Here is a 21,917-nt window from a genome sequence, read left to right as displayed (position 1 = left end):
TCCTGCCTGCACAGGAGATAAGTTTACCTATTCAATTTGCTGTCTCTTATATCACGACAAGTTGAAGTTTCACTAAATTTGTAAAGTGAGCCAAAAACTTCCAATTCGCAAAATTATTCATATAGACATGGATGCCTTCTACGCTTCGGTAGAACAACTGGACAATCCCGAATTACGAGGTAAGGCCATTGCTGTAGGCGGAACTTCAGAAAGAGGGGTTGTTAGCGCAGCAAGTTATGAAGCTCGCAAATATGGCGTAAAAAGCGCTATGAGCAGCGTAATTGCAAAACGCAACTGCCCGCATCTAATTTTTGTAAAAACCCGTTTTGACCGTTACCGCGAAATTTCGCAGCAAATTAGGGAGATATTTTATGAATATACAGATTTGGTGGAACCGCTTTCTTTAGACGAAGCTTACCTGGATGTTACCGAAAATAAGAAAGGAAATCCCAGCGCCAGCCTTATCGCGAAAGAAATTAGGGAGAAAATTAAGGAGAAAACAGGTTTAAATGCTTCGGCCGGGATTTCTATCAATAAATTTATTGCGAAAGTCGCCAGTGATTTTAATAAACCAAACGGACAAAAAACGGTGAATCCTGAGGAAGTTGAAGCCTTTTTAGAGGTTTTGGATATCAGGAAGTTTCATGGCGTTGGAAAAGTAACGGCCGAAAAAATGTATAAGCTGGGCATTTTTACCGGGAAAGACCTAAAAACCAAAAGCCTGGAATATCTAACCGAAAAATTTGGGAAAAGCGGTGCGCATTATTTTAATGTAGTTCGCGGAATTCATTTAAGCGAGGTTAAACCAAACCGCATACGAAAATCGTTGGGTGCCGAACGCACTTTTAATGAAAATATCTCTTCGGAAATCTTTATGCTGGAAAGGTTGGAAAATATCGCCGAAGAAATCGCACGCCGACTTAAAAAAAGTAAGGTTGCCGGTAAAACTATTACCCTAAAAATTAAGTACAGTGATTTTACCCAACAAACCCGCAGTAAAACCGTTTCATTTTATATTTCCAGCAAAGAATTAATCCTTGAAAACGCTAAAGAATTATTATATCAGGAAAAGATGAAAGATTCGGTTCGACTTTTGGGAATTTCGCTTTCCAATTTAAATACGGACAAGAACGAAAAGAAACCAAAGGAGGAAAAGAAAATAGAAGTGCAGTTAAAGTTTGAGTTTTAAAATTTCGTTTTGGACTGCATAAACCATCATTCCAAATACGAATAATGTAGAAACCTGTTTTCTAAATTTAGTAGTAAAAATTTACAGATTAAACTGTCTCGGGACATTATGCCCATTGTCGCTGTCAATACAAAAAGCCACGAATTCACTAATTATGTATTCGTGGCTTACTTTTTAAAATAGCTAGAACTTATTCTATCTCTGAAACCCTTAAGGTATTTACCATTCCTTTTTCACCTATAGGCATTGCTGCCAGGTTAATGGTAAAGTCGCCGGTTTCAACAAAAGATTTTTCTTTTGCAATTCGGTTAATATCTTCAATGGTCTCATCGGTACTTACAAACTTATCGTAATGAAAGGCCTTAACCCCCCAAAGTAAACTTAGTTGTGATAAGATTCTATTATTAGAGGTAAACACCAAAATATGTGCTTCGGGCCTCCAGGCAGAAATCTGGAAGGCTGTATAACCACTATTGGTTAGGGTACAAATAGCCTTTGCTTTTATTTCGTTGGCCATATGTGCCGCGTGGTAACAAACCGCCTTTGTAATATACCGCTTGGTACGTACGTGTGGCGGGTCGTGAGGAACTTTAATCAATGGCGAGTTCTCTACAGATACCAGAATTTGCGCCATTTTTTGAATTACCTGTACCGGGTATTGTCCTACCGAAGTTTCCCCACTAAGCATTACCGCATCAGCACCATCCATAACAGAGTTGGCCACGTCGTTTACCTCAGCCCTGGTTGGGGTAAGGCTGGTGATCATGGTTTCCATCATTTGTGTGGCAATAATTACCGGGATTCGGGCTTTTTTAGCCGTAAGTACTAATTTCTTTTGAATAAGAGGAACTTCCTGCGCAGGTATCTCTACACCTAAGTCTCCCCTGGCTACCATAAGACCATCACAATAGGCTACGATCTTATCTATATTGGCTACACCTTCAGGCTTTTCAATCTTAGCTACAATAGGTATTTTGTATTCACTATGCTTTTTAATTAACTCCTGAAGTTCCTTTAAATCTTCGGCGTGACGTACAAAAGATAGAGCTATCCAATCTACCTGCATCTCACAAGCAAAAATCGCATCTTTCACATCCTTTTCAGTCAATGCGGGGAGTGAGATGTTAGTGTTTGGAAGGTTCACCCCCTTTTTAGATTTTAAAGGTCCGCCCTGAATAACACAGGTTCTAACTTCATCTTTTTTATTAGAACTTAATACCTCAAAAATAAGTTTTCCATCATCTAAAAGAATACGCTCTCCCGCTGATACATCTTGCGGAAAAGTCTCATAATTCATATAAACGCGTTCTGCAGTTCCCTTAAATTCTTTACCGGTTGCAAAAACAATTTCATCGCCTTCGGCAACAACCACTTCATCTTTCATTACCCCAACACGAAGTTTAGGGCCCTGTAGATCTCCCAAAATAGCGGCATTGTAACCTTTCTCCTTATTAAGGTCCCTAATCATTTGGATGCGTTCTTTTACATCATCATAATTGGCGTGGGAAAAATTAATTCTAAAAACATTTACTCCGGCCTGGAGCATTTTATCTAAAGTTTCTTTGGAACTAGTTGCCGGTCCCAGGGTAGCAACTATTTTAGTCTTCTTATTTGTTGGCATTATTCAAAAATTAAATTTTGTTTGGATTTCAGTAAATCTGTGTCAATTTTATAAACTGCTCTAACCGGTGGTATCTGGCTTATGGCATTAACAAGTAAATTGAGGTCTTTTTCACTAAGTTCTTCATCTATTTTAAGAAAGAAATCAACCTTCTTATACTCAGGCACCAGGTTTACCTGCAAGGGTCTAACTTCCTCTTCTTCAAACAATGAACCTGAACTTAATACTTTTTTGGATTCTCCTTTAAATTTGTTAGCCACCAGATGATAAGATCTAAAATTTTTTAGGTCTTTAAAAGAATAATGAGCATAAAAGGCTTTAACCTGTTTATGGTTAAAATCTAAATCCCTGCGCTCTCTCTTTAATTGAAGTTTAAGATACTTATTTAGCAAATAAGCCATCTTATAATCTTCTAAATCGCCATAAAGTGCAATTAATCCAAAATCGTCTTCCTCAACATCTTCAAGCAGCGTTTTATGCAATTGCATAGCTTTTAATTTAAGGCTAAAGATAAGATTAAGATTGAGAAAAATGAAGCTTTATCTCTTCAAAACTTTACGATTACATACGAAAACGTTTTAGTTTATAGTAATTTTCATGATTTTAAGTAATTTTATTTTGAAGCGCGTAATAAGCTCTTTTTGCCGTTTTTTCTTCTGCCTTCTTTTTAGAAGTGGCTCTGGCCTTGGCCACCACCTTATCGTCTAACCTCAATTTTACGGCAAAATGTTTAACATCGTCATTGCCCGTATCTTCATAAACCTCAAAATCAAACTCTCGTTTTTCTTTTTGACACCATTCTATAAAAAGGCTTTTGTAACTTATTACGCGGCCTTCCAATTGCTCTATATCAACATAGGGATCTATTACACGCTCGTATATAAAGCGTTTGCAATACTTATATCCCCTATCAAGATATATGGCGCCAATTAAAGCCTCAAATAAATTTCCATGAATATTAGAGCCAAATTGATTTTTAGGAATATTGGTTTGTACGTGGTCTATGAGCTTAAGGTCTTTGCCCAGCTCATTTAAATGCTTCCGGCTAACCACCTTAGAACGCATTTTGGTGAGGTAACCTTCATTGCCCCCGGGGACTGCTTTAAAAAGATGAGAAGCTATAACCGCACTTAATATGGCATCTCCCAGGAATTCCATACGTTCAAAGTTTATAGCATTACCCTTTTTATCTTTCATATTAAGGGAGCGGTGGGTAAACGCCTTCTCGTAATGAAGCAGGTTCTTGGGCCTAAAACCAAGTATTTTATGTAAAACCGAAAAAAAATTCCCGCCTTTACCAGAGCGGGAATTTAATATATTTCGAATAACACCCATAATATATTTGGTTATTCATCATATTTTTTAAATAAAACACAAGCGTTGTGCCCTCCAAACCCAAACGTATTACTCATAACAACTTTTACATCTCGTTTCTGAGCTTTGTTTAAAGTAAGGTTCAATTCAGGATCAATATTCTCATCTTTATGCTCGTGGTTAATAGTAGGTGGTACTATACCGTGTTGCATAGATAAAATTGCCGAAATAGCTTCTACCGCTCCGGCGGCACCCAGCAAATGTCCGGTCATTGATTTTGTTGAATTGATGTTTATTGTCTTGGCATGTTCACCAAACACTTTGCTTATAGCCTTCAATTCGGCCACATCTCCTAGAGGAGTAGAAGTTCCGTGCGTATTAATGGCGTCTACATCTTCAGGCTTCATACCTGCATTTCTTAGACAATTCTCCATAACCGCAACCACTCCATTTCCTTCAGGGTGAGGTGCCGTCATATGGTAAGCATCAGAAGACAAACCTCCTCCAAGTACTTCTGCATAAATCTTAGCTCCCCTGGCTTTTGCGTGCTCATATTCTTCCAGAATAAGCGCCCCACTACCTTCTCCTAAAACAAAACCATCGCGGGTAGCATCAAAAGGTCTTGATGCCGTTTCCGGATTGTCGTTTTGGGTAGAAAGCGCATGCATGGCATTAAAACCACCCATACCGGCCAAAGTTACCGCTGCTTCAGAACCTCCAGATACAATAATATCACTATGTCCCAGCCTAATATTATTCAAGGCATCTATCATGGCGTTGGCCGCCGATGCACAGGCCGATACAGTAGTGTAATTTGCACCCATAAACCCATGACGAATAGAGATATTACCCGGGGCAATATCTGCAATCATCTTAGGAATAAAGAAAGGATTAAATCTTGGAGTACCATCCCCTTCAGCAAAATTTATAACTTCATTCTGAAATGTTTCCAATCCGCCAATTCCGGCCCCCCATATTACACCAACCCGATACTTATCTACGGTATCCAGGTTGATGCCGGAATCTTTTATGGCTTCGTCTGAAGCTACGATGGCATATTGGGCAAACCTGTCCAGCCTTCTTACTTCCTTGCGATCAAAGAAATCCAGCGGATCAAAATTTTTGAGTTCACAAGCGAATTTGGTTTTGAATTTTTCAGTATCGAAATAGGTAATAGGTGCACCACCACTTTTTCCAGCTACCAAAGCCTCCCAATATTCTTCAATATTGTTACCAATGGGGGTTAGGGCTCCCAGCCCCGTTACTACAACTCGCTTTAACTCCATATGGTCTATACTCTTTTTATTTTTTTGCGTCTTCAATATAAGAAATTGCCTGACCTACTGTGGCAATGTTCTCAGCCTGGTCATCAGGAATCTGGATGTCGAATTCTTTTTCGAATTCCATGATCAATTCCACAGTGTCCAATGAATCAGCACCCAGGTCGTTTGTGAAGCTCGCTTCATTAACTACCTCGTTCTCGTCAACACCTAATTTGTCAACGATAATCGCTTTTACTCTTGATGCAATGTCTGACATAATATTTTTATTTAAATTTTGATTAGGTGGCAAAAATAAAAAACTTTATTTTAAAACCGATTTTTACTTTAAAAATGTGGCTGTAATTTACATAAATTTCATTGAAAGGACTTAATTTTACACTCTAATAATTGTTAACAAGCTTATTTTGAGCACTCCAACCGATTTTAACCAAAAAAAAATAGTTGTATTTGCTTCCGGCTCCGGAACCAATGCCGAAAATATTATTAAATTTTTTAAAAACTCGCCTCATGCCAGTGTTGTAGCGGTCTTTTCCAATAAACGGTCGGCCAAAGTACTGAAAAGAGCCCACAATTTAAATGTTAAGGCGCTTCATTTTGATAGGGACGCACTCTACAATAGTTATGATGTTCTGCATATTTTGGAAGATATAAATCCAGATTTAATTGTCTTAGCCGGATTTATGTGGATTTTTCCCCAGGACATTTTAAAAAGCTTTCCCGGTAAAATTATAAACATTCACCCTGCCCTGCTTCCAAAATATGGAGGAAAAGGTATGTATGGTATGAATGTGCATAAAGCCATTATTGAAAATAAGGAAAAAGAAAGCGGCATCAGCATTCATTTCGTAAATGAAAACTACGATGAAGGAGAAGTGATTTTTCAGGCTAAAACAAACATTTCAGAAGACGACACTCCTGAAACGCTTGCCGAAAAAATACACGAATTAGAATACAAGCATTTTCCGGAAATTATTCAACAATTACTTCAAAAGAATTCGTATTAATGCAAACAGCCCAGGTGCACATTTATACCGATGGTGCTGCAAGGGGAAATCCGGGCCCCGGTGGTTACGGCATTGTAATGGAATGGGTAGGAAAAAGCTATCGCAAGGAATTTGCAAAAGGCTTTAAACACACTACCAACAACAGGATGGAATTACTCGCGGTAATTGATGCTTTAAAAAAGCTAAAAAAGCCCGGCATTACAGCCATTGTTTTTACAGATTCAAAATATGTGGCCGATGCCGTAAACAAAAATTGGGTTTTTGGTTGGGAAAAGAAAAATTTTAAAGACCGAAAGAACGCCGATCTCTGGAAAGAACTTTTAAAAGAAATTCGAAAACACACTGTAAGTTTTAAATGGATAAAAGGACATAACAACCATCCACAAAATGAACGTTGTGATGCTTTAGCGGTAGCGGCCTCAAAAGAAAAAAAACTATTAATAGATGAAGGTTTTCAACAAAGTTAGATTCAACTATATTTTTTGATAAGTTCCTTTAAAGCAAGCCCTAAAAGGCATTATTAAAAACCCAGGCGTATTTTCATACGGAATACTTGCTATTTAAATCGCTATTATCGGGTAATTTTGATTGAGCCCTTGAAAAACAAACTGTATATTTGCAGCACATTTTTTAAATAAAACTATGAGTAAATTACTGATTGTAGGCACTGTAGCCTTTGATGCTATTGAAACTCCATTTGGAAAAACCGATAAAATTCTTGGAGGCGCAGGAACCTATATTGGGCTTTCGGCTTCACAGTTTAATGTAGACAGCGCAGTAGTATCTGTTGTGGGAGACGATTTTCCACAAGAATATCTGGACCTGCTTACTAAAAACAATATAAATATAGACGGAATTGAAGTAGTTCCCGGTGGGAAAACTTTCTTTTGGAGCGGCCGGTACCATAACGACCTTAACTCCAGAGATACTTTAGACACACAGCTAAATGTTCTGGCAGATTTTAAACCGGTAGTACCAGCTAACTATAAAGATGCCGAGATTGTAATGCTAGGCAACTTACATCCATTGGTTCAGCTTAGCGTTTTGGAACAACTAGAATCTCCAAAGTTAGCCATTCTTGACACCATGAATTTTTGGATGGACAATGCATTGGAAGACTTGATGAAAGTAATTAGCAAAGTAGATGTAATTACTATTAATGATGAAGAAGCCAGGCAACTTTCTGGAGAATACTCTTTAGCAAAAGCTGCTAAAAAAATCGCTGCCATGGGGCCTAAATATGTAGTGATAAAAAAAGGAGAACACGGCGCATTATTATTCCACGAAGAACAGGTATTTTTTGCTCCCGCCCTTCCTTTAGAAGAGGTTTTTGACCCTACAGGCGCCGGAGACACATTTGCAGGAGGCTTTGCAGGTTATCTTTCAAAGTCTGGCAATATTAGTTTTGAAAATATGAAAAACGCTATTATTTACGGGGCTAACCTTGCTTCTTTCTGTGTTGAAAAATTCGGCACCGAAAGAATGGAAGAGCTTTCAGGCAAAGAAGTTGATTCGCGCCTTGAAGAGTTCAAAAAATTAACTCAGTTTGAAATAGCATTAACCTAAACCTATGCCCTGAATTTTCAGGGCATTTTTTATATAAAACAGGATTCAAATCCTTTAATTATGAGTGACGCCTTAAAACACGAATGTGGGATTGCCCAAATACGATTGTTAAAACCGCTGGAGTATTATAAAGAAAAATATGGTACTGCCTTTTACGGAATAAACAAAATGTATTTAATGATGGAGAAGCAGCATAACCGCGGCCAGGATGGTGCCGGTTTTGCCAATATCAAGTTAAATACCGCTCCCGGAGATCGCTATATTAGTAGAATTAGATCTAACGAAGCCCAGCCAATTCAGGATATTTTTGAACAAATTAATGGCAGGATTAATGACGAGATCAAAGCCAATCCCGAATATGCCGATGATGTTGCCCTGCAAAAGAAGAACATTCCTTATGTAGGTGAAGTTTACCTTGGGCACGTACGCTACGGAACTTTCGGGAAAAACAGTATTGAAAGTGTACACCCGTTCCTTAGACAAAACAACTGGATGCACCGTAATCTAATTGTGGCAGGAAACTTTAATATGACCAACGTAAACCAGCTTTTTAATAACCTGGTAGAACTTGGGCAGCACCCAAAAGAAAAAGCCGATACCGTTACAGTAATGGAAAAAATTGGCCATTTCCTGGACTCCGAAGTTGAAAAACTCTATAAAAAATTAAAAAAGCAAGGCTTTTCAAAAGTAGCTGCTTCCCCTCTTATCGCAGAGAAATTAAACCTCGCTAAAATTCTTAGAAAGTCTTCCAAAAACTGGGATGGTGGTTATGCGATGGCCGGGATGCTTGGTCACGGAGACTCTTTTGTTTTACGAGATCCCGCCGGAATAAGGCCTGCCTATTACTATAAAGACGACGAAGTGGTAGTTGTGGCTTCAGAAAGACCGGTAATTCAAACTGCCTTCAACGTAAATTTTGACGATGTACATGAGCTGCCTCCCGGAAATGCTATTATTACCAAAAAGAGTGGAGAGGTAAATATTAAGAAAATTCTAGAACCCTTAGAACGAAAAGCCTGTTCATTTGAGCGTATTTATTTTTCACGAGGAAGTGATGCCGAGATTTATAAAGAACGTAAAATGCTTGGGCGTTTACTGATGCCCGAAGTACTAAAGTCTATAAACCACGACACCATAAATACCGTTTTCTCTTTTATTCCAAATACAGCAGAAACAAGTTTCTATGGAATGGTGGAAGCCGCACAGGACGAACTTAACAAGCAAAAGAATGACGCTATTCTTGCCGAAAAAGAAACTTTAACCGATGCCAGATTGCAAGAAATCCTGGCCCATAGGTTACGTACCGAAAAAATTGCGATTAAAGACGTAAAGCTTAGAACTTTTATTACAGAAGACAGTAGCCGGGACGATCTTGTAGCCCATGTATACGATGTAACTTATGGAGTGATTAAACCCGAAGACAGCCTGGTTATTATAGACGATAGCATTGTAAGGGGAACCACTTTAAAGAAAAGCATCATTAAAATGATGGACAGGTTAAACCCCAAACAAATTGTAGTAGTCTCTTCAGCACCGCAAATTCGCTATCCTGATTGTTATGGAATTGACATGGCACGCCTGGAAGGTCTTGTAGCTTTTAGAGCAGCACTAGAGCTTCTAAAAGATAACAACCAGTATGATATCGTAGAAAAAGTATATGAAAAATGTAAACTACAGGTGAACCTGGCCGATGAAGAAGTGAAAAATTTTGTAAAAGAAATTTACGAACCTTTTACTGATGAACAGATTTCAGATAAAATTTCAGAATTGCTTTGCGATACCGATGTAAATGCCAAGGTAAAAGTGATTTACCAAACTGTAGATAATTTACATAAGGCTTGCCCTAAAAATCTTGGAGACTGGTATTTTACAGGGAACTATCCAACCTTTGGAGGTAACCGGGTTGTGAATAGAGCTTTCATTAATTTTTATGAAGGTAACGAGGGTAGAGCCTACTAAATGCATTTTAACTAGTATTTCTGCCTTTCATCTAAAATGATTTCTAGCAGGACAAACTTTACATACATTAGCAGAACCATAAACATAAGTAGGTTAAGTTCATGGTAGATTTGGGGCAAAGAAAGGTGGATCTATGATCTGCCTTTTTTTATGCCCTTTGTATTTTCTAAAGCTTTCATCCAAAAAGTTTTTCCCACGATACAACGTACATAAAATTCATTTTTTCTTACAATTTCCCCTCACTATCAATACTTTAACAAGAAAATAGCCCTTTCATCTAAAAAACTTGTAATCAAGATTTATTCACTCTACTTTAGAATCACCATAACATAAGTAGGTTAAGTTCATGGTAGATTTGGGGCAAAAAAAGGTGGGTTTATTCCCGCCTTTTTTTATTGATAAAATTAAGAAACTACCTCAGGGCATTACAGCCTTTGGCGGCACCAATAAAAAAGGCCGCACTAATGGCGGCCTTTTTAATATTATAGAAATAACTATTTTTTATTTCTGTTTAGCATATCTGCTTCCAACTTCTTTCCAGTCAATAACATTAAAGAAAGCGTCAATATAATCTGGACGACGGTTTTGGTAGTTTAGGTAATATGCATGTTCCCAAACGTCCAATCCTAAGATAGGAGTTCCTCCACAGCCAATTCCTGGCATTAAAGGGTTATCCTGATTTGGAGTAGAACAAATTTCTACTTTTCCGCCTTCATGAACACAAAGCCACGCCCATCCAGAACCAAATTGTCCTGCAGCTGCTTTAGAAAATTCATCTTTGAAAGCTTCAAAAGAACCGTAAGCGGCATCTATTGCTTTAGCAAGTTCGCCTTCTGGTTTTCCTCCACCATCTGGAGACATAATATCCCAAAACAATCTATGGTTATAAAAACCTCCACCGTTGTTTCTTACAGCATTATTCGATTTATCAAGATTTTCAAGGATATTTTCTATAGTCTTTCCTTCAAGGTCTGTACCTTCAATCGCAGCGTTTAATTTACTGGTATAACCTGCGTGGTGCTTCCCGTGGTGAATCTCCATGGTTTTCGCATCTATATGTGGTTCTAATGCATCAAAAGCATATTTTAACTTTGGTAACTCAAAAGCCATTTGAATATATTTTTTTAGTGATTAGTATTAAATTCGATCAAATTTAGGTATTAAGCGATTTAATCAAAACATTTTAATGTTATAAAATACTTAAAAGCCTATATAAACCAACAAACATTTTTATTTTACCTTTAAAATTGAAAAAACTCACAAATACCAAATTCTTTTTTTGACAAACAATTTCACCATTTATAATGCCTCTGCAGGATCGGGAAAAACTTTTACCCTGGTCAAGGAATATTTACTTTTATTACTTAAAAGCGAAAAAAACGACGCTTATAAAAACATTTTGGCCATCACATTTACCAACAAGGCGGTAGATGAGATGAAGTCTAGAATTATTAGTAGCTTAAGAAGCTTTACTGACGAAGAGACGACTTCTGAAAATAATGCGCTCTTTAAAGCTGTTGCTAAAGAAACCGGGCTAACTGAGGTGTTACTTAAAGTTAAAGCTGCAAAAATCCTTAAAAGCATTATCCACAATTACGCGGCCTTTGAAGTATCTACCATAGATGGGTTTACCCACCGGGTTCTTAGAACTTTTGCCAAAGATCTAGGCTTACCGGTAAATTTTGAGATCGCACTTAATACGCGACAAATTCTTTTAGAGGCAGTAGATAGACTTATTGCCAAAGCTGGGACTCATAAAGATCTCACAAAGGTTCTGGTGGCCTTTGCCATCAATAAAACCGATGATGATAAAAGCTGGGATATTGCTAAAGATTTATTTGAAATTTCTGAATTGCTCATTGGGGAAAACCACCAGGAAGCCTTAAAAAAACTCAAAGGAAAAACTACTGAAGATTTTCAAAAATTCAAGGAAAAAATCAGTTTAGAAATTAAAAAAACCAAAGCTATTATTGCAGAAACCAGTTCAGAATTTTTTGAGCTTGTTGAAAGCAATAATATTGAAGAAAAAGACTTTAGCGGGGGTTACGTCTATAAACACTTTGTAAAATTAAGAGATCAAAAAACTATAGACGGTTTTGAAAAAGCCTGGATGTTAAAACTAGAAAGCGCCCCCCTTTATGCTAAATCTAATAAGAATCAAGCTGTAAAAGATTCATTAGACGGTATTCAGCCACTTATTGTTAGCCTTTTTGAGCTTTCTAAAAGAGCTTATCTAAATCTGGATTTTCTAGAAGCCATCAAAAAGAACCTAACCCAACTTTCGCTACTCAATGCGATAAACCAGGAAGTAGAGCTTATAAAAAAAGAGCGAAACCTAATTCTTATTTCAGAATTCAATCCTAAAATTAGTGCCCAGGTTAAAGACCAGCCAGCTCCATTTATTTACGAAAGACTTGGGGAACGTTATCAAAACTATTTTATAGATGAATTTCAGGATACCTCACAGATGCAGTGGGAAAACCTTATCCCTCTAATAGACCATAAACTTTCTTCAGAAAACGCGCAAGATTCTGCCAATGCCATGCTTGTAGGTGACGCTAAACAATCAATTTACAGGTGGCGCGGTGGAAAAGCCGAGCAATTTATAGACCTGTGTTTGGATACAAACCCCTTTAGTATAGAAAAGCAGGTAGAAAACCTTCCCAATAATTATCGCAGCGGAAGCCAAATTGTAAACTTCAACAATAGTTTATTTAATTATGCAGCGGGCACTTTACAAAACCCTTCTTACTCTAATTTATTCAAGGAAAGCAATCAAAGTCCGCAGGCAGGAGACTTTGGTTATGTAAACATCGATTTTATAGAGGCTGAAAATTCTACAGAAGAAGATGAGATCTATCCAGAAAAAATTCTGGAAATCATTCAAAACCTGGAGCATGAGAATTTTAAAAAAGGGGATATCTGCATCTTAACCCGTAAAAAGAAAGAAGGGGTTACGATTGCAAATTATTTAAGTGAACATAAAGTTCCGGTGGTTTCATCAGAAACTTTGCTTGTGGGGAATTCGCCGGAGGTAAATTTTATTGCTCATTTACTGGAATTCTCTCTAAATCCTAAAGACAACAACTTAAAACTTGAACTTTTTGATTTTCTTGCCAATTTTCTACAAATAGAAGACCGCTACCCTATTATTTCGGCTAATTTGCCAAAAGACGGAAAACTATTTTTTAATTGGTTAAAAGACTATAGTATCAATTTTAACCTGGACGAAATACAGCAACTCTCTGTCTACGAAGCCGCCGAGTATATTATTAGATGTTTCTCACTTGTAAAGACTTCTAATGCTTATGTTCAGTTCTTTCTTGATTTTATCTTTGAAAGTACGCAAAAGGCTACTGCCGGAATAGCCGATTTTATTGATTTATGGAAACAGGAGGTAGAAAATTTAAGTATAGTGGTTCCTAAAGCTGAAGATGCTGTACAAATAATGACCATTCATAAATCTAAAGGCCTGGAGTTCCCGGTGGTAATTTACCCCTATGCAAATTCAGATTCCAAAAGCACCCGAATGGATTCAGTTTGGCTTCCCATGGAACCACCTTTAGATGATATTCCTGTAAACTATTTAAGCGCAACAGACAAAATGCTAAATTGGGGTCCAAAGTCTTCAAACATTTACACCAACTTAATTTATCAAAAAGAGTTAGATACACTAAATGTTCTTTATGTAGCCTGCACCCGTGCCTCGCAACAACTCTATCTTTTAAGCAAAAAGGAAATAGATGCAAAAGGCAATGAAAAAGCCTATAAGACATCAGGCTTATTAATTGGCTTTTTAAAAGAAATCGGAAAGTGGGATGTTAATAAAAACACCTATGAATTTGGGGAAATAGCAAATCCTGATACTTCAAAAGAAACAAATTCTAAAAATATTGTTTTAGAAAGTTTTTACTCTTCTGCAACACAAAATCAAGCGGTTAATATCGTTACAAAATCGGGAATGCTTTGGGACAGCAAACAAGAAGAAGCGATTGAAAAAGGAGAAATTTTACACGAGTTACTGGCAAAAATCAACTATAAAGAACAGGTTAAACCGGTTGTTGAACAGGCGGTAAATGAAGGTGTAATTACTAAAGATTCAGCAGAAAAAATAGAGGTCTTACTTTATGAAATCACCAATCATCCACAACTTTTATCGTTTTATACCAAAGAAGCAAAAAATTATAATGAACGGGATATTTTAACTCCCGATGGCAAAAGGCTAAGACCAGATAGAATTAATTTTTCGGGAAATCAAGTGGACATTATAGATTACAAAACCGGGAAGTTTAATATTACCCACGAAAACCAAATTAATAATTATGCTAAGGTTTTGGAGGACATGGGTTATACGGTAAGCAGTAAAAATCTTGTGTATACAAATAAAAGGCTAAATGTGCGCCTTGTATAAAAGAAATGTAAGTTTGTAAAAAAATAGAATTATGTACGGATCGATAAAACAACATTTAGAAAAAGAACTCGAGCAAATTAAAGAAGACGGTCTTTTTAAAAAAGAACGAATAATTACCGGCCCTCAGGATGCGGTAATCAATATTTCTACCGGGCAGCAAGTGATTAATTTTTGCGCTAACAACTATTTAGGATTATCCTCCCACCCAGAGGTTATAAAAGCCGCAAAAGATACTATGGACAGTCACGGTTTTGGTATGTCTAGTGTTAGGTTTATTTGTGGAACCCAGGATATTCATAAAGAATTAGAACAAAAAATAGCCGATTTCTACGGAACAGAAGATACTATTCTTTATGCTGCTTGTTTTGACGCCAATGGCGGAATCTTTGAGCCACTTTTAACCAAAGAAGACGCGATAATTTCAGATTCACTAAACCATGCCTCTATTATTGATGGGGTACGTTTATGTAAAGCAGCCAGGTATCGCTATCAAAATGGTGATATGGCCGATTTGGAAAAACAACTTCAGGAAGCCAACGAAAAAGGTGCTCGCTTTAAAATTATTGTAACCGACGGTGTTTTCTCTATGGATGGCCTTGTAGCTCCATTAGACAAAATTTGTGACCTGGCCGATAAATATGACGCCCTGGTTATGATAGACGAATGCCATGCTACCGGGTTTATTGGTGAAAAAGGTATTGGTACCCTGGAGGAAAAAGGGGTTTTGGATAGAGTAGATATTATTACAGGAACCCTGGGTAAAGCCCTTGGTGGTGCAATGGGAGGCTACACCACCGCTAAAAAAGAAATCATAGAATTATTAAGACAACGTTCAAGACCCTATTTGTTCTCAAATTCACTGGCACCGGCCATTGTGGGCGCGTCTCTCAAGGTTTTTGATATGTTGGAAAACGATAATACACTACGTGAAAAACTAAAAAGTAACACCAAATACTTCAAACAGGGAATTAAAGATGCAGGTTTCGATATTATTGATGGTGAAGCGGCTATAGTCCCTGTAATGTTATATGACGCCAAATTATCGCAAAAAATGGCCGATAGACTTCTGGAAGAAGGTATTTATGTAATTGGATTCTTTTACCCGGTTGTTCCTAAAGAAAAAGCAAGAATTAGAGTACAACTATCGGCAGCGCATGAGCAGGAGCATTTAGATAAAGCTATTGAAGCATTTACAAGGGTTGGGAAAGAATTAGGAGTTATTTAAGAGATCGTGTTTTAGGGGGAAAACTGTAATGAAAATTTATCAAAAATAAAGGTCTACAATTCTTAAAAAGCTCTCAAAAAGCAGACTATCAAAGGGATTATTAAGAAAACTTTATTATTTTAAGCTTTGTTGATAAGCTTTAACGGTATACTTTTGTTAACAATTAACACTTAAAACTAAACTATTGAATATGAAACATCTTAGCAAAATTTTATTCGCTACAATGTTGGTTCTGGGTATCACTTCGGTGCAGGCACAGGATGCTAACAATCCCTGGGCTATTGGTGTCCAGACCAATGCGGTAGATTTTTACCCTACTGGTGAAGATGCTCCATTAGGAGGGACTTTCGACGAGTATTTTAATACAGGAGATCACTGGAATATTTTACCTTCTGTATCAAGATTATCTGTAGGACGCTATATTGGAAGCGGTTTCGTTTTTGAACTTGCGGGTTCTTTAAACCAAATTGAAAATTATGGTGACATGGGAGTTTCCCAAATGGCATACTATGCCGTTGATGGGTCTTTCAACTATAGCTTAAGAGCATTACTAAACGATGGATGGATTGATCCTGTTGTTGGTATTGGTGGTGGTTACACTAACATTGCTGATAATGGTGATATTCCAATTTCAGGCCTTAGTGCAGCGACACTTAACGGTAAGGTAGGTTTAAACTTCTGGTTTAACGACAACATTGCCTTAACACTTGAATCAAACTACAAGCACGTTTTTGATGTTGATGGTGCAACCCACTTTCAACACGCCGGTGGTATAAAATTCATGTTTGGTGGTACCGACTCTGATGGTGACGGAATCTACGATAAAGACGACGAATGTCCTGAAACTCCAGGATTACCTGAGTTTAACGGATGCCCTGATACTGACGGAGACGGTATTGAAGACCGTATGGATAACTGTCCTGATGAAGCTGGTTTAGCTGAATTTGACGGATGTCCTGATACAGATGGAGACGGAGTTCCAGACCCACAAGACGAATGTCCTGAAGAAGCTGGTTCTGTTGAAATGAACGGGTGTCCTGATGCCGATGGAGACGGAGTTGCCGATAACGAAGACGACTGTCCTAACGAAGCAGGTCCTGCTGAAAACAACGGATGTCCTTACGAAGATATGGATGGTGATGGTGTTTTAGATAAAGACGATGATTGTCCTGAAGTTGCTGGAACTGCAGCTAACAACGGATGTCCTGAGCCAGACGTAGAAGTTATTTCTGAATTGAATGAATATTCTAAAACTGTATTGTTCGACCTGAACAAAGCTACGATTAGAGACGATTCAGAAGAAGCACTTCAGTCTATTGCAGACATTATGAACGAATATCCTAACACAATTTTCCATATTGAAGGGCATACAGATAGTACCGGTAACGCCGATTATAACGAGAAACTTTCTCGTGAGCGTGCCGCATCAGTAGAAGCCTGGTTAGAAGAAAATGGTGTAGAAAGCAGCAGATTGACTTCTGAAGGTTATGGTGAATCAAGACCAATTGCTACTAACAGTACTGCCGCTGGAAGACAGGATAACCGTAGGGTTGAAATTTCTTTAGATAAGAATAAAGAAGTAAAAGATTCTGATTCTTCTATGGAATAAATAATCTTCCAATTAGATTGGATATTTATGATACAAAAACGTCCCGGATTCCGGGGCGTTTTTTATTTTTATGCTATGGTATCTTTTATTTCAAAAGTTCTTAAAGAACTTATCTCTTCCGAAGAAAATATTTCAGAAACAACTTTTATACTTCCCAGCAAACGAGCAGGAAGCTTTTTACTTAAAGAACTTTCGGCATTAGGCATGCATCATATTTTTGCGCCCAAAGTTTATAGTATTGAAGAGTTTACCGAAATTATTTCGGAAGCAAAAACAGTAGATAATACAATAACCTTATTTGAGTTTTACGAGGTTTATAAATCAGTTACTCCCGAAGAGGCACAGGAAGATTTTGAAACCTTTACCGCCTGGGCCCAAAGCCTAATCCACGATTTTAATGAAATTGATCGCTATTTAATAGACCATAAGAGCTTCTTTAATTACCTGGCAGACATTCAGGATTTAAAACACTGGTCTATTCAGGAGCCCAAAACAGAGCTCATAAATAATTACCTGGCCTTCTGGAAAAGTTTGCCCACTTATTACGATGGACTAAGAAAGGAGTTACTTTCCCAAAATAACGCCTACCAGGGACTAATTTACCGGTTGGCTTCAGAAAAAATAATTAATTATGCTCAAAATCATCCCACTAAACACGTTTTCATTGGCTTTAACGCACTAAATACAGCAGAACAACAAATTGTTCAGCATTTACTTGAAAAAGATATAACCGAAATCTATTGGGACCTCGACGAGGTTTTTGTTAAAGATCGGCAACATGATGCGTCCCTTTTTATAAATCAGTATTTGAAAGATTGGCCGGTTTACAAAAAAAGGAAGGCAAAGCTGCAGGTAAGTGAATATCACAAACCAAAAAAAATTCAAATTACCGGAATTCCTAAAAATGTTGGCCAGGCTAAATATTTGGGGGAATTACTGGCAGAATTAGACGAAGAAACCCTACAGGAAACCGCCGTGGTTTTGGGTCAGGAGGACCTTCTACTTCCAGTGCTAAACAGTTTGCCCCCAAATGTAAAAGATTTGAATATTACCATGGGGTTCCCGCTTAAGAACGCACCCATAGCTTCCCTTTTTGATAAGTTATTTCAAATTCATCAACATACAGCTTCAACCTATTATTATAAAGATGTTATTTCAGTAATCAATCATCCCGCCTTAAACGAAATACTAAAGCAACAAAACCGGGATTTTATAGAAAAAATTCAGTCAGAAAATACAGTAAACTTATCTTCTAAAGAAATTATAAATGCTTTTTCAGGTACCGCACAGTCTGTAGTAAAAGCTTGTTTTACAGACTGGGAGAATTCGCCTTCCAAAGCTCTGGAAGCTTTTCAGGAGATGATAAACCAGATTAAAAGTCATTTGAAGAGTAGCGGACATAAGCTTGCCCTGGAATTTTTATATCACTTTCACGTGTTATTTAACAAATTGGAAAATTTAAATAAAGCCTATCCGCATTTAAAAAGTATTAGTTCACTTTACCAATTTTATAAAGAAACAATAAGCACTCAAAATTTGGATTTTCAGGGAAGACCCTTTAAAGGCCTACAACTTATGGGAATGCTGGAATCACGTGCGTTAGATTTTAAAAATATAATAGTTTGTTCGGTTAACGAAGGGGTTTTGCCCTCGGGAAAATCTGGGAGTTCTTTTATTCCATTCGATTTAAAACAAACTTATAAACTTCCAACATACAAAGAAAAAGATGCTGTTTATACATACCATTTCTACCGGCTTTTACAGCGGGCAGAAAACATACATTTGCTTTACAACACAGAAACCGACGGTTTAAACTCGGGCGAAAAGAGCAGGTTTCTCACGCAATTGGAAATTGAAAAACAGCCGGCACACCAGCTTAAACACACCACGGTAAGCCCCAAAGTACCGGCTATTAAAAATGAACTTCGCGAGATAAAAAAAACGCCCGAAATTATTGAGAAAATAAAATCGCTTGCTGCTTACGGTTTCTCACCTTCGGCCCTAACCTCATATATAAGGAACCCCCTGGATTTTTACCGACAGTACGTGCTTGGCGTTCGAGACAGCCAGGAAGTAGAGGAAACGGTAGCCTACAACACCCTGGGCACTGTGGTGCACGATAGTTTAGAAAACTTCTACAAGCCCCTCGAGAATAATTTTCTTACGGCACAAGATATTGAAGCTTTTAAAGCAAAAATTGAGAAAGAAATCGCGCTTCAGTTTAAAAAATCTTATTTAAACGGGCCGCTTAACCAGGGGAAAAACCTATTGATTTTTGAAGTGGCCAAACGCTATCTTCGTAATTTCTTAAATCAGGAACTGGAACGACTTAAAAATGAAGAAATTAAGATCTTAAAAATTGAGGAAAACTTAAGATCTGAAATTAAGATAGGGAAGCTTGATTTTCCGATATTTATGCGCGGAAAAGTAGATAGAGTAGAAAATACTAACGGTATTACCAGAATTATTGACTATAAAACGGGAAAGGTAACCCAGGATAAAATTGAAATTGTAGATTGGGAAGATCTCACTTCAGATTATGATAAATACAGCAAGAGTTTTCAGGTACTGGCATACACCAAAATGATACATGACCAGAATTCGCTGGATTTTCCAGTTGAAGCAGGGATAATTTCGTTTAAAAATTTAAAAAATGGGTTCCTGAAATTCGCAAAAAAAGATAAACCGAGAACAAAAAATAAAGAAACTGCTATAAATAAAGAAACACTGGATGCATTTGAAATGGAATTAAAAAAATTAATTACAGAAATTTGCGATCCACAGGTTCCTTTCAAGGAAAAAGAAATATAAATGTCTATGGAAATTACAAAAAGAACCAATCTGCAGATTGATGGGAAACATAATAAGCCGATCTTAATCGACCTGATTTTTAAGGACGATAAAAAACCAAAACCAATCGTTATTTTTTGCCACGGCTACAAAGGTTTTAAAGATTGGGGAGCCTGGAATAAAATGGGAGAATTTTATGCCGAAAAAGGTTATTTCTTTGTAAAATTTAATTTCTCCCACAATGGCACTTCGCCCGATAATCCCACCGAATTTTTAAATATAGAGGCTTTTGGAGATAACAACTATATTAAAGAGCTAGACGATTTACAAAGTGTTATAGACTGGGTTTTAACACCAGATTTTCAGGAAGCACAACAAATAGACGTAAAGAGCATCAATCTAATTGGGCATTCAAGGGGCGGTGGAATTGCGGTTATAAAAGCTGCCGAAGAAGAAAGGATTAATAAACTTATTACTTTTGCCGCTGTAAGTGACTTTGCCTCGCGTTTTCCAAAAGAAAAAGAGCTGGAGGCCTGGGAGAAAAAAGGTGTGCAATACATAACAAACACCCGTACAGGGCAGCAATTACCCCATCATTATCAGTTTTACAAAAATTTTAGGGAAAATAGGGAGCGGCTGAACATTAAAAAATCGGCCAAAAAATTAGACATCCCTCATTTCATTGCGCACGGTAGTAACGACACTACAGTTTCTATTGCAGATGCCGGGAATTTATTTGAATGGAGTGCAATTTCAAAATTGCTTTTAGTTGAAAATGCCGATCACGTTTTTGGTATTTCCCATCCTTGGAATAAAGATGAATTATCAAAGGAGTTTCAGCATGTTTTAAACAGGACATCAGAGTTTTTAGCTGCTAGCGTCCAGGACTTAAAAGATGAATATATAGATAATGATGAAGCCGACTCTTAGGCTTTTCTAAAGTATGTTTGCACCAAAAACGGTCTTGAATTAATTTTTAAGATCGTTTTTTTATAAATCGTCATTCTGAATTTAGTTCAGAATCTAAGATTTTGAAAAGCTAAACAAGTTAAAAGCTGAAAGAAGACCAGCTTGACGCAATGAGCCCTTCTAAGTGAATTTCCTTTTTTATGCTGAATTTAGATCTTCATGATGAAAGATCGGCAAGATCCAACAAGCTCTCGATATTTTAAAAATAAAAGTTTAGAAATAAAAAAACCACCGCGAAAAACGGTGGTTTTGTGGAGAATATCGGAGTCGAACCGATGACCTTTTGGCTGCCAGCCAAACGCTCTAGCCAGCTGAGCTAATCCCCCGATTGGAAAGCAAATGTAATAATTTTCTATAAATTTCAGCAAAGAACTTTTATTTATTATTATAATTAAGAAATGATTAGAAAAGCAAGCATAACCGATCTCTCCGAAATAAAAAGCTTAACCGAAGCCTGTGCCAAAGCGCTTCAGGGGCAAAATATATTTCAGTGGAACGAACATTATCCTTCCCGTGAAAAGCTTCAAACCGATATTCAGAATAAGGAATTATATGTTTTTGAGGAAGAAAAAGTTATTATTTCCATTGTTGTGCTCACCCCAAAAATGGATAAGGTTTACCAGAATATTGATTGGCTTACCGAGACCGGCAACAACCTTTATGTGCATAGGCTCGCTACGAATCCGGCTTACTGGGGAAAAGCTTACGCCAGGAAAATGATGGATTTTGCCGAAGAATTTGCTAAAAACAGGAATTTTGACTCCATACGTTTAGATACATTTAGCAAGAACAAACGCAACCAGAAATTTTATGAAACCCGGGGGTATATAAAACTTGGGGACGTTTATTTTCCGCATAAAAATGAATATCCTTTTTACTGTTATGAAAAACCACTATCAAATCACATAGAAAAAACCGATAAAAACCCTTAAGAAATCAATTGTAAAATGAGGCTTTACAAGAAAGCATTCTATATT

General features: G+C 37.3%; 17 protein-coding genes and 1 tRNA gene. 11 read left to right on the top strand and 7 right to left on the bottom strand.

The window, feature by feature from the left end:
- Positions 1-85 precede the first annotated feature (85 nt).
- A complete protein-coding gene (dinB, locus tag GUB10_RS13165) occupies positions 86-1,189 on the top strand; it encodes a DNA polymerase IV (RefSeq protein ID WP_193711924.1) in 1,104 nt (367 codons plus the stop codon).
- 190 nt (positions 1,190-1,379) lie between these two features.
- Here the strand turns inward: dinB and pyk are convergent, their stop codons facing one another.
- The 5 genes from pyk to GUB10_RS13140 form a co-directional block, all read right to left on the bottom strand.
- Complete coding sequence (pyk, locus tag GUB10_RS13160; protein ID WP_193711923.1) at positions 1,380-2,810, bottom strand: pyruvate kinase; 1,431 nt, start codon at positions 2,808-2,810, stop codon at positions 1,380-1,382.
- Positions 2,810-3,298, bottom strand: a complete 489-nt coding sequence (locus GUB10_RS13155; protein ID WP_193711922.1) for an IPExxxVDY family protein — start codon at positions 3,296-3,298, stop codon at positions 2,810-2,812. Before GUB10_RS13155 ends, pyk begins: the two co-directional genes overlap by 1 nt.
- Before the next feature lie 115 nt (positions 3,299-3,413).
- A complete protein-coding gene (rnc, locus tag GUB10_RS13150) occupies positions 3,414-4,145 on the bottom strand; it encodes a ribonuclease III (RefSeq protein ID WP_193711921.1) in 732 nt (243 codons plus the stop codon).
- 11 nt (positions 4,146-4,156) lie between these two features.
- Positions 4,157-5,410 carry a beta-ketoacyl-ACP synthase II gene (fabF, locus tag GUB10_RS13145; protein ID WP_193711920.1) on the bottom strand — a complete coding sequence of 418 codons (1,254 nt, stop codon included), beginning with the start codon at positions 5,408-5,410 and terminating at the stop codon, positions 4,157-4,159.
- A gap of 16 nt (positions 5,411-5,426) precedes the next feature.
- On the bottom strand, positions 5,427-5,663 hold the full coding sequence (locus GUB10_RS13140; RefSeq protein ID WP_013069791.1) for an acyl carrier protein: 237 nt from the start codon (positions 5,661-5,663) through the stop codon (positions 5,427-5,429).
- A 148-nt stretch (positions 5,664-5,811) separates the two neighbouring features.
- Here GUB10_RS13140 and purN point away from each other — a divergent pair, with 148 nt between their 5' ends.
- The 4 genes from purN to GUB10_RS13120 all read left to right on the top strand — a co-directional run bounded on the left by purN (position 5,812) and on the right by GUB10_RS13120 (position 9,936).
- Positions 5,812-6,411: a phosphoribosylglycinamide formyltransferase gene (gene purN / locus GUB10_RS13135; protein ID WP_193711919.1), complete on the top strand. Its 600-nt coding sequence runs from the start codon at positions 5,812-5,814 to the stop codon at positions 6,409-6,411.
- Positions 6,411-6,878, top strand: a complete 468-nt coding sequence (gene rnhA, locus GUB10_RS13130; protein ID WP_193711918.1) for a ribonuclease HI — start codon at positions 6,411-6,413, stop codon at positions 6,876-6,878. The genes purN and rnhA overlap by 1 nt, the downstream gene beginning before the upstream one ends.
- Positions 6,879-7,053: 175 nt before the next feature.
- Positions 7,054-7,977: a PfkB family carbohydrate kinase gene (locus GUB10_RS13125; protein ID WP_193711917.1), complete on the top strand. Its 924-nt coding sequence runs from the start codon at positions 7,054-7,056 to the stop codon at positions 7,975-7,977.
- Positions 7,978-8,037: 60 nt separating this feature from the next.
- Positions 8,038-9,936 (top strand): amidophosphoribosyltransferase, encoded by a 1,899-nt coding sequence (locus GUB10_RS13120; protein ID WP_193711916.1) that lies wholly within the window; start codon positions 8,038-8,040, stop codon positions 9,934-9,936.
- A gap of 501 nt (positions 9,937-10,437) precedes the next feature.
- On the opposite strand, the gene GUB10_RS13115 is transcribed toward GUB10_RS13120, so the two are convergent.
- Positions 10,438-11,046 (bottom strand): superoxide dismutase, encoded by a 609-nt coding sequence (locus GUB10_RS13115; RefSeq protein ID WP_193711915.1) that lies wholly within the window; start codon positions 11,044-11,046, stop codon positions 10,438-10,440.
- Positions 11,047-11,215: 169 nt separating this feature from the next.
- Between GUB10_RS13115 and GUB10_RS13110 the strand changes: the two genes are divergently transcribed.
- The 5 genes from GUB10_RS13110 (at position 11,216) to GUB10_RS13090 (ending at position 20,901) form a co-directional block, all read left to right on the top strand.
- Complete coding sequence (locus tag GUB10_RS13110; RefSeq protein WP_193711914.1) at positions 11,216-14,347, top strand: exodeoxyribonuclease V subunit beta; 3,132 nt, start codon at positions 11,216-11,218, stop codon at positions 14,345-14,347.
- 31 nt (positions 14,348-14,378) lie between these two features.
- Positions 14,379-15,572, top strand: coding sequence for a glycine C-acetyltransferase (gene kbl / locus GUB10_RS13105; protein ID WP_193711913.1), 1,194 nt, complete (start codon positions 14,379-14,381; stop codon positions 15,570-15,572).
- 190 nt (positions 15,573-15,762) lie between these two features.
- Positions 15,763-17,181 (top strand): OmpA family protein, encoded by a 1,419-nt coding sequence (locus GUB10_RS13100; protein WP_193711912.1) that lies wholly within the window; start codon positions 15,763-15,765, stop codon positions 17,179-17,181.
- 27 nt (positions 17,182-17,208) lie between these two features.
- Positions 17,209-19,992, top strand: coding sequence for a PD-(D/E)XK nuclease family protein (locus GUB10_RS13095; RefSeq protein ID WP_227740412.1), 2,784 nt, complete (start codon positions 17,209-17,211; stop codon positions 19,990-19,992).
- A 6-nt stretch (positions 19,993-19,998) separates the two neighbouring features.
- Positions 19,999-20,901 carry a S9 family peptidase gene (locus tag GUB10_RS13090; protein WP_193711911.1) on the top strand — a complete coding sequence of 301 codons (903 nt, stop codon included), beginning with the start codon at positions 19,999-20,001 and terminating at the stop codon, positions 20,899-20,901.
- A 291-nt stretch (positions 20,902-21,192) separates the two neighbouring features.
- Here the strand turns inward: GUB10_RS13090 and GUB10_RS13085 are convergent.
- Positions 21,193-21,266, bottom strand: a tRNA-Ala gene (locus GUB10_RS13085).
- 72 nt (positions 21,267-21,338) lie between these two features.
- On the opposite strand from GUB10_RS13085, the gene GUB10_RS13080 reads away from it, so the two are divergent.
- Entirely contained in the window at positions 21,339-21,872 is a 534-nt protein-coding gene (locus GUB10_RS13080) for a GNAT family N-acetyltransferase (protein ID WP_193711910.1), read from the top strand.
- Positions 21,873-21,917: the final 45 nt, after the last annotated feature.

The organism is Salegentibacter sp. BLCTC (genome assembly GCF_015143665.1).
Taxonomy (GTDB): Bacteria; Bacteroidota; Bacteroidia; order Flavobacteriales; family Flavobacteriaceae; genus Salegentibacter; species Salegentibacter maritimus.
Note: the sequence above shows the minus strand (reverse complement) of the source record. Positions and strands in the feature narration are given on the sequence as shown.